Origin of the sequence: Achromobacter sp. GD03932 (assembly GCF_029839485.1) — a bacterium.
Lineage (GTDB): Bacteria > Pseudomonadota > Gammaproteobacteria > Burkholderiales > Burkholderiaceae_B > Achromobacter > Achromobacter bronchisepticus_A.
Genome location: NZ_JAOCAT010000016.1, coordinates 96,247 through 107,963 on the forward strand (window position 1 = coordinate 96,247; position 11,717 = coordinate 107,963).

7 protein-coding genes are annotated in these 11,717 nt (G+C 67.0%); 1 reads left to right on the forward strand and 6 read right to left on the reverse strand.

Features of this window, described 5'->3' with window-relative positions:
* The first annotated feature begins 37 nt into the window (after positions 1 to 37).
* The gene (gcvP, locus tag N5C88_RS16480) at positions 38 to 2,911 is read left to right on the forward strand and encodes an aminomethyl-transferring glycine dehydrogenase (RefSeq protein ID WP_280015794.1); all 2,874 of its coding nucleotides are present in this window, start codon (positions 38 to 40) and stop codon (positions 2,909 to 2,911) included.
* 97 nt (positions 2,912 to 3,008) lie between these two features.
* On the opposite strand, the gene N5C88_RS16485 is transcribed toward gcvP, so the two are convergent.
* The 6 genes from N5C88_RS16485 to N5C88_RS16510 form a co-directional block, all read right to left on the reverse strand.
* On the reverse strand, positions 3,009 to 4,973 hold the full coding sequence (locus N5C88_RS16485; protein ID WP_059371312.1) for a DUF945 family protein: 1,965 nt from the start codon (positions 4,971 to 4,973) through the stop codon (positions 3,009 to 3,011).
* Between the two features lie 230 nt (positions 4,974 to 5,203).
* Positions 5,204 to 6,679 carry a M81 family metallopeptidase gene (locus N5C88_RS16490; RefSeq protein WP_059371313.1) on the reverse strand — a complete coding sequence of 492 codons (1,476 nt, stop codon included), beginning with the start codon at positions 6,677 to 6,679 and terminating at the stop codon, positions 5,204 to 5,206.
* Between the two features lie 33 nt (positions 6,680 to 6,712).
* Positions 6,713 to 8,122: an amidase gene (locus tag N5C88_RS16495; RefSeq protein WP_280015795.1), complete on the reverse strand. Its 1,410-nt coding sequence runs from the start codon at positions 8,120 to 8,122 to the stop codon at positions 6,713 to 6,715.
* Between the two features lie 34 nt (positions 8,123 to 8,156).
* Positions 8,157 to 9,848, reverse strand: coding sequence for an ABC transporter ATP-binding protein (locus N5C88_RS16500; RefSeq protein WP_251879166.1), 1,692 nt, complete (start codon positions 9,846 to 9,848; stop codon positions 8,157 to 8,159).
* Positions 9,849 to 9,853: 5 nt separating this feature from the next.
* On the reverse strand, positions 9,854 to 10,759 hold the full coding sequence (locus N5C88_RS16505; protein ID WP_280015796.1) for an ABC transporter permease: 906 nt from the start codon (positions 10,757 to 10,759) through the stop codon (positions 9,854 to 9,856).
* Positions 10,760 to 10,763: 4 nt separating this feature from the next.
* Positions 10,764 to 11,705: an ABC transporter permease gene (locus tag N5C88_RS16510; RefSeq protein WP_059371317.1), complete on the reverse strand. Its 942-nt coding sequence runs from the start codon at positions 11,703 to 11,705 to the stop codon at positions 10,764 to 10,766.
* Between the last annotated feature and the right edge of the window lie 12 nt (positions 11,706 to 11,717).

Sequence of the window (11,717 nt, forward strand, 5' to 3'; positions counted from 1 at the left end):
CGTCCTCCGACGACACCCGCTATCCCGAGACCTCTCCATGTCGCGCGCCCTAGACACCCACACCGACTTCATTCCCCGCCACATCGGCCCTTCCGACGCCGACCAGGCCGCCATGCTTGCCGTCATCGGCAGCGCCAGCCTGGACGCCCTGATCGAAGAAGTCGTGCCGCCCAAGATCCGCAGCCAGGCCCCGCTGGCGCTGCCCGCCTCGCGCAGCGAAACCGACGTGCTGGCCGAACTGAAGCAGATCGCCGGCCGCAACAAGGTCTACCGCAGCTACATCGGCCAGGGGTATTACGGCACGCAGACGCCCAACGTGGTGTTGCGCAACATTCTTGAGAATCCCGCCTGGTACACGGCCTACACGCCTTACCAGCCCGAGATCTCGCAGGGTCGCCTCGAAGCCCTCCTGAACTACCAGACCATGGTCGCCGACCTGACCGGGCTGGACATCTCCAACGCCTCGCTGCTGGACGAAAGCACCGCCGCCGCCGAAGCGATGACGCTGGCACGCCGCAGCGCCAAGTCGAAGAGCCCGGTGTTCTTCATTTCGCGCCACGTGCATCCCCAGACCATCGAAGTCGTGCGCACGCGCGCCGAAGGCCTGGACATTGAAATCACCATCGGCGACGAGGCCGAAGGCCTGCCGGAGTGCTTCGGCGTGCTGCTGCAATACCCGCACAGCACCGGCTCCGTCGCCGACTACCGCAAGCTGGCTGAAGCCGCGCATGCGCAAGGCGCCATCGTGGCCGTCGCCACCGACCTGCTGGCGCTGGCCTTGCTGGCCGCGCCCGGCGAATGGGGCGCGGATATCGCCATCGGTTCGGCCCAGCGTTTCGGCGTGCCGTTCGGCTTCGGCGGCCCGCATGCCGGCTTCATGGCCTGCAAGGACGCCTTCAAGCGCAACATGGCTGGCCGCCTGGTCGGCGTGTCCAAGGACGCGCAGGGCAACCCGGCCATGCGCCTGGCGCTGCAGACGCGCGAACAGCACATCCGCCGCGAAAAAGCCACCTCCAACATCTGCACCGCACAAGTGCTGCTGGCCGTGATGGCCGGCATGTACGCCGTGTGGCACGGTCCGGCCGGCATCCGCCGCATCGCCGAGCGCGTGCAGCGCAGCACCGCCATCCTGCGCGCCGAGCTGGTCAAGCTGGGCGTGAAGGTCGTCAACGACACCTTCTTCGATACGCTGCTGCTGGAAACCGGCGCAGCCACGCCGGCCATCCTGACCGCCGCCGATTGTGCGCACATCAACCTGCGCCGCGTCGACGGCGCCCGCCTGGCGGTGTCGCTGGACGAGACCGTGACCGTGGCCGACCTGCGGGCGCTGGTCAATGTCTTCGCCGCCGGCCTGGAACGTGACGACGTTGAGCTCGACATCGACGCCCTGGACGCGGCCGCCGCCAGTGGCATCCCCGCCGGCGTGGCGCGCGAAAGCGCGATCCTGACGCACCCGGTGTTCTCCAGCGTGCAGTCGGAAACCGACATGCTGCGCTACCTGCGCAAGCTGGCCGACAAGGATCTGGCGCTGGACCGCACCATGATCCCGCTGGGCTCGTGCACCATGAAGCTCAACGCGACCGCCGAGATGATCCCCATCACCTGGCCCGAGTTCGCGCTGATCCACCCGTTCGCGCCGGCTTCGCAAAGCCAGGGCTACAACGAACTGATCGACCGCCTGTCGGCCGCGCTGTGCGAGATCACCGGCTACGACAACATCAGCCTGCAGCCCAACTCGGGCGCGCAGGGCGAGTACGCGGGCCTTCTGGCGATCCGCGGCTACCATCAGGCCAACGGCCAGCATCAGCGCAACATCTGCCTGATCCCGTCGTCGGCGCACGGCACCAACCCGGCCTCGGCGCAACTGGCCGGCATGGACGTGGTGGTGGTGGCGTCGGACGCCAACGGCAACGTCGATCTGGTTGATCTGCGCGCCAAGATCGAACAGGTCGGCGACAAGCTGGCCGCTTTGATGATCACGTATCCGTCGACCCATGGCGTGTTCGAGGAAGCCGTCACCGAGATCTGCGATCTGGTGCACCAGGCCGGCGGCCAGGTCTACCTGGACGGCGCCAACATGAACGCGATGGTGGGCGTGGCCCAGCCGGGCAAGTTCGGTTCGGACGTGTCCCACCTGAACCTGCACAAGACCTTCTGCATTCCGCACGGCGGCGGCGGCCCCGGCGTGGGTCCCGTGGCGGTGCGCGCGCACCTGGCGCCGTACCTGCCGGGCGTGGTGAACGAGCAGGGCAAGCTGCCCGGCGACGCCAAGGTCGGCCCGGTGTCGGCCGCGCCGTTCGGCTCGGCCGGCATCCTGCCGATTCCGTTCGTGTACATCTCGCTGATGGGCGCCGACGGCCTGCGCCGCGCCACCGAAGTCGCCATCCTCAATGCCAACTACATCGCGACCCGCCTGCGCGACCACTATCCGGTCCTGTATGCGGGCCGCAATGGCCGCGTGGCGCACGAGTGTATCCTCGATGTGCGTCCGCTCAAGGAAACCAGCGGCATCAGCGCCGAAGACATCGCCAAGCGCCTGATGGACTACGGCTTCCATGCGCCCACCATGAGCTTCCCGGTTGCCGGCACGCTGATGGTCGAGCCGACCGAATCGGAAGGCGTCGCCGAACTGGACCGCTTCATCGACGCGATGATCTCGATCCGCGAAGAAATCGCCCAGGTCGAGCGCGGCGAGCGCGATGCCGAGGACAACGTCCTGAAGAACGCGCCGCACACCGCGCAGATGCTGCTGGCCGAGGAATGGCTGCACGACTACCCGCGCCAGCAGGCCGCTTACCCGGTGGCTTCGCTGCGCGACGCCAAGTACTGGCCGCCGGTTGCCCGCGTGGACAACGCCTACGGCGACCGCAACCTGGTCTGCGCCTGCTTGCCGATCGAAGCCTACGCCTGAGCGTGGGGCGCGAGGCCCGGCGCGAGCCGGGCCCCTAGGCAAAAAAAATCCCCCATCCGAAAGATGGGGGATTTTTTTGTCTTGCGTCAGCCGAGGCTTACTTCGCCGGCGCGGCCTTGCTGGCTACCGAGAAGTCTTCCGCGATGCTGAAGAACGTGTTGAGCATGATCTGCAGGTTTTCCTTGCCGATGCCGCCTTCCGAGTTCATGTCCATCTGCAGCACGGCCCGGTTTTTGTCGTCCAGGTAGGCGCGGGTCCAGCGGTATTCCTGGTTCCAGGCGTTGATGGCCTTGAGCGAGACCGGCTTCTTGCTGCTGTAGGTCGCGGTCACGACGAGGTCATGGCACTTCTCGGTGAAGTCGTTGCACAGGAAGTCGACGCGCAGCTCGCTGGCGCCGGTGTCGCGGGGATCCAGGATCAGGACGGGACCTTCGTCGCCGTCCTGCTTGCGCGGGTTGTAGACCATGTCGTCCAGCATGGTCGTCACGGTGTCCACGTCGAAGTCCTGCATGTAGCCGGCCACGGACGCGGTGTCGGAGGGCGCGGCAAGTTCCGTGCCTTCGGCCGGTTCGCCTTCCTCTTCCATGCCGTCCATGTCGTCGTCCATGCCGGTCGCGCCCAGCAGGCCCGAGAACAGTTCGTCGGCGGGGATCTTCTGGCCGTTCAGGTCGCCCATGCCATCGGCGTAGTGGAACTTGCCGATGATGTTGTCGCCGTCGTTCTTGCCGACGTTGAGCATTTCAGCCATGCCGGACATCGAGCGCATCTGGTCGTCGGCTTCCTCGGCGGCCTTTTCGGCGGTCAAGCCTTGCTTCTTGACGGCGTACTGCACGATCAGGTCGCGCACCATGGGCTTGGAGATGACCAGGGTGGCATCGATCTGCTTGATGGCCTTGACCATGATCTCCTGGGGCGTCAGGTCTTTGACGTTGGGCGGATTGGTCAGGTCCAGGGCGAAGGTCAGCTTGCTTTCGCCCTTGTCGGTCTTCCAGCTGATCGGGTCGATGCTGAACGTGGGGTTGCCGTTGAGCAGCTTGCCGGCGTTTTCCAGCACGGCGTCGAACTGCTCGTCCTTCAGGCCTTCGTCGCTGGCGCCCAGCATGTACTGGCGCACGATCTGGTTGTAGGTGTCCGACAGCTGCTTGATGGCGGCGCCGTCCAGCTTGGCGAGCTTGATCACGGCCTGGCCGTTGCCCAAGGCCACGTCATTCAGAGTGATGTTGCCGGTCTGGTAGGTGGCTTCGACGTTGACGTTCTTGTCGTCTTCGGCCAGCTTGACGCCGTAGCCCAGGTTGTCCAGCGAGACCTTGACGTCGTCGCCAGGGCGGGTGACGTCGATGCGCTTGAGCTTGACGCTGGAGTCGCCAATGGACAGGCCGAACTTGCCCATGCGGCTGTTGACGTCCATCGTCAGGCCGGACACCAGCATCTTGATGGGATCGTCCGATTTTTCGCCATCCACCGACAGCGTTTCCATCAGGGCGTGCGCCGTGACGGCCTGCAGCGCGCGGTCGAAGGTGCCGTTGATCGCCATGCCGCTGAAATTGACGGCGTTGCCTTCGTGCGTGATCTGCACGGGGGCGATATTGGCGGTGGAGGTGGCGAAGCCGCCGAAACTGATGATCGTGTCGGCGCTCAGGGGCGCGACGCCCTTGGTCAGCTCGAACAGCTCCTTGATGTTTTCGGTCTTGGCGAGCTCGGCGTGCGTGAACGCCAGCTTGGGCGCGATGGCGCCGCGCGCCAGCGCGCTCTTGGGGAAGGGGCCGTGTTCGATGGATGCGTCGAACTCGATCATGCCCTTGGGCAGGTCTTCGGCGACCTTGTCGCCCTTGACCAGCGACACGCCATAACGCGCCTGCGTCGAGAACAGGCCGCGCTCGTACTTCAGCTGATCGATGCGCAGACCGAACAGAGGCGTGATCTTGGCCAGCTTTTCGTTGGCTTCCGCCAGGTGGCGCTGCGAGCTTTCCTCGATGCGCTTGCCGGTGTACCACGTGGCCCCGACCCAGCTTCCCGCTCCCACTATGACCACGCCCAGGGTGATCGCTACGCTCTTTTTCATCGTTCTGCTTGTATCGTTGATTATCGAGTCATATCCGGTGAACCGCGGCTGCTTATGGCCGCCGGACGCTGACGCCCGCCATCGGAATACACGTATTCATCGGCCTGTAAGGCCCGCGGCGAGTATACCGAGGCCGATGGTCATCTGAGGGCGCTCACCGTTACAGAAGATTTCAAAATGAAAGCCGGCGCAGTTGCGCCGGCTTTCCGGGGTGGGCGCTGCGGCCGGGTCTACATCGGATCGAGGGGATAGATGGGTCGGCGCACGTGCTTGAAATCAAGCTGGCCGTAGTCCGAGGTGGTCACCCCCACGCCGGTGCATTCGATGACCTGCGTCGCCATGTCGGAAAAGCCCGCGCGCCAGTGCACGCGGCTCTTGAGCACGACATAGCGCTTTTGCAGCGGATCGATGCCGGCCGACAGCAGGCAATTGATGTCGAACGGCTCCTGGTGACGGGACACCACCACGATTTCCACGCGGCCCGTGTCGATCACGACCGTCAGGCCGGTGTCGTTGCGCACGCCGCGGTACATGGGGCCGCGGTTCAGGTAGACGCCGTCGAACACCAGCTTGACGCGGCCGGTGACCTCCAGCGGCTCGCTGGGTTCCTTGATGGCGGGCATGGCCAGCTTGCCGCCGAGCTGGATCGTGATGGTCTGGCCCACGCCTGCGGCAGCCGCCTCGAGTGCGGCCTGCGGGTCGCAAATGGCGTAGAAGACCACGTTCTCCAGTTCCTGGCGCAGCACTTCGGCCAGCACGGCGGTGGTGTCCATGGTGCCGCCGGAACCGGTATTGTCGTAGTGGTCCAGCAGCACGACCGGGCCTTGTTCGATGGCCTTGGCGCGGGCAATGGTGGGCGCCAGCGGCTCCGGGTGGAACACCCAGTCGGCGCGGCCGTTCCAGGCTTGGTCCAGCAGCTCGTCGCGGTGGCGCTGCGCCTCGGCCAGGTTGCCGTCGGTACAGACCACGGCGCTCAGGCCGGCTTCGCGAATGTCGGCGTGCGGGAATCCCACGAAGACGGAAGCGGCCAGGACGCCGCCGGCTTCCATTGCCTTGCAGCGTTCCTGTAGCGGCTGGTTGGGCGCCGCGTGGGTGCCCTGGCACATGATGTGCGGCAGCATGGGTTTGTTGGCCCAGGACATGACCGGCTTGATCTCGCCCTTGAGGGTGCGCGCGATCACGTTCGCGGCGCGCAGGCCGGCCGCGCGGATGTCCACGTGCGGATAGGTATGGAAGCCCGTGATGACCGTGGCGTGCTTGACGATGTCGTCGTAGATGTTGGCGTGCATGTCCAGCGTCACCGCCACGGGCGTGTGCGGATCGATCTCGCGCAGGCGGCGTAGCAGGTCGCCCTCGGCGTCCTCGACGCCTTCGGCGACCATGGCGCCGTGCAGGTCGAGCAGGATGGCGTCGTAGCCGCCGCGCTGGACCTCGTCCAGGACCAGCTTGCATAGCCGTTCGTGGGTTTCGGCGCTGGCGGGGCCGCTGGGCCAGGACTCGGCCGCCACGGGCACGACCATCTCGGCGCCTTCGCGCCGCGCCACTTCGATATAGCCGCCCAGGCCGCTGTCGGTGTTCTCATAGGCCTTGATGGCGCGTTCGCCGGCCAGGATCTCGGGATTGCCGCGGAAGAAGCGTTCAAGCGGGGTAGGCACGGGCGAAAACGTATTCGTCTCGTGCTTGATCATTGCCAAAAGCCAACGCATGGGAATTCCTGTGGGTTTGCTGTTGAGGATCGGTCAGGCCGCGCGCGGCGGCTGGGGCCAGGGGTGTTGTTCAGGCCGCATGGCTTCCCAGGCGCGCGCCATGCGCAGCACGCCCAGGTCGTCAAAGCGCGCGCCGGCGATCTGCAGGCCGATGGGCAGGCCGGTCTTGGTATAGCCGCAATTGACGGACGCCGCGGGCTGCTCGCTCATGTTGTAGGGCAGCGTGAATCCGATGTGGTGCATGGTGGTCGCGACCTCGTTGGTGGGCGACGGCCATTCGGCGTTGTAGGCGACCACCGGGGCCACGGGCGAAAGCACGTAGTCGTAGGGCGCGCAAGCCGCTACCGTCTTGGCGCGCACGTTCATGGTTTCGTAATAGCTGCGGAACACGGCCTCGCCGGACTGGCCGCCGCCGCTTTCCGCCCAGGTGCGGATGAAGGGCAGGATCTTGTCGCGGCGCGCCTGCGGCAAGGCCGACAGGTCGACGGCCGAGCGCGTGCGCCAGAAGCGGTCCACGCCTTCCAGCATGTCCGGCGTCATCCAGGGCTGCATCGGCGTGACGATGGCGCCGGCGGCTTCGAAGGCGCGGGCTGCGGCCTCGACCGCGGCGCGGATCTCGGGATCCAGCGGCAGGCCGCAGCCCGCGTCCATCAGCAGGCCGATGCGCAGGCCGCGCAGGTCGAGTTCCAGGTCCAGCCAGTCGAAGTCCTGGTAAGGCAGGCTCATGTGGTCGCGCGCGTCGGGCTGCGACAGCACGCCCATCATGAGCGCCGAGTCGGCGACGGTACGCGTCATGGGGCCGGCGCAGCGGCCCATGAACGGCGGGTCGATGGGGATGCGGCCCAGGCTGGGCTTGAGCGTGGCGATGCCGCACCAGGCTGCCGGCAGGCGCACGGAGCCGCCGATGTCGGTGCCGATATGCAGCGGGCCGTAACCGGCCGCCGCTGCCGCGCCCGCGCCGGCGCTCGAGCCGCCCGGGTTCTTGGACAGGTCCCAGGGGTTGCGGGTCAGTTCATGGAAGCTGGACAGGCCCGAGGACAGCATGCCGAAGTCGGGCATGGTGGTCTTGCCCAGCAGCACGGCGCCGGCCTCGCGCATGCGGGCGGCTGGCGGCGCATCGGCGGCGGCAGGCTTCAATTCCGTCGCTGCCGTGCCCAGCGGCACCGGCACGCCGCGCGTGGCGATGTTTTCCTTGATGGTGGCGGGCACGCCGTCCAGCGTGTGTCCGCCGGTCGACAGCGGTTCGCCCTTCATCCAGCGGGCTTCGGAGGCGCGGGCCTGCGCCAGCGCGCCATCCGCATCCAGCGCGTAGGTGGCCTTCAGCTGCGGTTCCCAGCGCGCGATGTGGTCCAGCACGGATCGGGTGACCTCGACGGGCGAGAGCGTCTTGTCGCGGTAGGCCTGGAGCAGCTCCACGGCGGACAGTTCATGCGGTTGCGGCATTGCGGTTCCAGTGTGTGTACAGGCTGCGCGCGTTTCAGGGCGCGGCGGCGTGGCCCAGGCCGGCCGCGACCGGCCGGAAGTTGCGGAAGTCCCAGTCGCGTCCGGGGGCGGCGTCGATCAGGGCCCGTGTGTATTCGTGGCGCGGTTCGGTCAGCACGGTTTCGGCGGAGCCGGTCTCGACGACCTTGCCCCGCTGCATCACCATGATGGTGTCGCAGATCTGCGCGGCCACGCGCAGGTCGTGGGTGATGAACAGCACGCCCACGCCGGTGCGCTGGCGTACCTGTTCCAGCAATTCCAGCACCTGCGCCTGCACCGATACGTCCAGGGCGGACACGGCTTCGTCGGCCACCAGAATCTCGGGGTCCATGACCAGGGCGCGCGCGATGCAGATGCGCTGGCGCTGGCCGCCGGAGAACTGGTGGGGATAGCGGTTCATCGCGTCGGGGCTCAGGCCCACGACGCTCAGCGTTTCGCCGGCGCGTTTCAGTGCTTGTTCGCGGGCCACGCCGAAATTCAGCAGGCCCTCGATGATGGATTCGCCGACGGTGCGGCGCGGATTCAGCGAACGGTACGGATCCTGGAACACGATCTGGATGCGGCGGCGCACCGGGCGCAGCGCCGAGCCGGACAAGGTGCTGAGGTCTTCGCCGCCCATCATCATGTGGCCCGCGGTGGGTTCGATCAGGCGCACGATGCAGCGCGCCACGGTGGATTTGCCCGAGCCGGACTCGCCCACGATGCCCAGGATCTCGCCCTTGCGCAGCGTCAGGTTGACGTCGGCGGCCGCGATCACGTTGCGCGCAGCCTGGCGCGAAAACAGCGAACTCTTGGTGCCGTAGGTGCGGCCCAGGCCCTTGACGTGCAGCACCGGCATGCCGGCCGGCGCCTCGCGGCGCGAGGGCACCAGGCTGGGTACCGACGACACCAGCCGGCGGGTATAGGACTGCTTGGGCTCGGCCAGGATCTCGTTGCGCGTGCCGCTTTCGATCAGGTCGCCGCGGTTCATCACCACGATGCGGTCGGAGATCTCGGCCACCACGCCGAAGTCGTGGGTGATGAACAGTACGGCGGTCTGGTGCTTGACCTGCAGTTCCTTGATGAGCGCCAGGATCTGCTTCTGCGTGGTGACGTCCAGCGCCGTGGTCGGCTCGTCCGCGATCAGCAGCTTGGGCTCCAGGATCAGCGCCATGGCGATGACGATGCGCTGGCGCTGGCCGCCCGACAGCTGGTGCGGATAGGCCTCGAAGATGCGCTCGACGTCGGGCAGGTGCACCGACCGGAACATGTCCAGCACTTTGGCGCGGCGGTCCGCGGCCGACATCTGCTTGCGGTGCAGGCGCAGCACCTCGTCGACTTGCTTGCCCACGGTGTGCACGGGGTTCAGGGCGGTCATGGGCTCCTGGAACACCATGGCCATGCGCGTGGCGCGCATCTCGCGCAGGCGGCGCTGCGTGGCGGTGACCACGTCTTCGCCTTCCACGCGGATCGAACCCGCGCTGACGCCCAGCACGCCGGGAGGCAGCAGGCCCATGACGGCCAGCGAGGTGACGGATTTGCCGGAGCCGGATTCGCCGACGACGCACACGGTTTCGCCGGCATGCACGTCCAGGCTCAGGTTGCGCACGACGCGGTTGCCGGCGCCGGCGACTTCCACCGAGAGGTTGCGGATGGCCAGGATGGCGGTGGAGGTATCGCCTGCGGGAGGAGTGGGGGAATAGGTCATCGGCATCAGATCCTGCGCACCATTTTCGGGTCCAGCGCGTCGCGCAAGGCGTCGCCCAGGATGTTCACGCTGAGCACGGTCAGCGACAGGAACAGGCCGGGGAACAGGATCAGGCCGGGCAGCATGCGGAAGTACATGCGTCCTTCGGACATGATGTTGCCCCAGGAGGCGATCTCGGGCGGGATGCCCGCGCCCAGGAAGCTCAGGATGGCTTCGGTGAGCATGGCGGAGGCGAACACATAGGTACCCTGCACCGTCAGCGGCGCGATGGTGCTGGGCACCATGTGGCGCCACAGCAGCAGCGGCAGCGGCGTGCCCAGGGCCAGCGCGGCTTCGACATAGGGTTCGCCGCGCACGGTCAGGATCTGGCCGCGCACCAGCCGCACCACCCGCGGAATTTCCGGGATGGTGATGGCGACCAGCACGGTGGTGATGCTGGCGCCCGTGACCGACACCAGGGCGATCGCCAGCAGGATGCCGGGGATGGCCATGATGGCGTCCATGGTGCGCATGATCAGCCCGTCCAGCGAACGGAACCAGCCGGCGATCACGCCGATGACCAGGCCGATGGCGACGCTGACCAGCGCCGCGCCCAGGCCCGCGATCAGCGAGATGCGCGCGCCGTAGGCCACGCGCGACCAGACGTCGCGGCCAAAGGCGTCGGTGCCCAGCAGGTAGTCGGAGAAGGGCGGCTTCAGGCGCGCGCCGGGGTTGATGGAAATGGGGTCGACCGTACCCAGCAGCGGCGCGAACAGCGCGATGGCGACGACCGCCACCAGCACGATCAGCGCCAGCATCACGGGCCAGCTCTTGAGTCCCTGGCGGATCTGGCGCCAGGCGGTAGCCTGGGGCGTGCCGCCTCCGGGGAGATCGGCGGCCGCTTGCGCGGCGGCATCGGTTGGCGTTTGCATGGCGTTAATACCTGATTCGCGGGTCGAACACCGTGTAGGCGCAATCGACAACCAGATTGATGAACACGTAGACGAACGCGAAGAAGAGCGTCAGGCCCTGGATGACGGGGTAGTCGCGCGCGAGCACGGCTTCCACCACCAGCCGGCCCAGGCCGGGGATGTTGAACACCGATTCCGTCACGACCACGCCGCTGATCAGCAGCGCGATGCCCAGGCCCACCACCGTGGCGATGGGCACGGCGGCGTTGCGCAGGGCGTGGCCCAGCAGCACGCCGGTTTCGCCCAGGCCCTTGGAGCGCGCCGTGCGGATGAAATCCTCGCCCATGACCTCGATGACGCTGGTGCGCGTGATGCGCGCGATCAGCGCCACGTAGACCGTGGACAGCGCCAGCGACGGCAGGATGAGGCGGTGCAGGTAAGGCCAGAAACCCTTGGCCAGCGGCGCGTAGCCCTGCACGTTGAACCAGCCCAGCTTGATGGCGAAGAGCCAGATCAGCACGTAGCCCGTGACGAAGACCGGCACGGAGAATCCCAGCACCGAGAAGCCCATCACGGCGCGGTCCAGCAGCTTGCCTTGGCGCCATGCGGCCAGCACGCCCAGCGGAATGGCGACGAGCAGGGTGAACACCAAGGTCAGCACCGCCAGGCTGAGCGACGGTTCCAGGCGCTGGCCGATCAGCTTGGTGACCGGCACGCCGGACATGAGCGAGGTGCCCAGGTCGCCTTGCAGGAGCTTGCCGCCCCAGATGAAGAACTGTTTGATGACCGGCTGGTCCAGGCCCATCGTCTGGCGTATCTGGACGATGCGCTCGGGCGTGGCGCCGTCGCCCGCCATGATGATGGCCGGATCTCCCGGGCTGAAACGCAATATCGCGAAGACCACCACCGCGACCATCACCAGAACGGGGATGGTCGCGAGGAGCCGGCGTGAGACAAATGCCAGCATGTATTTCCCCCT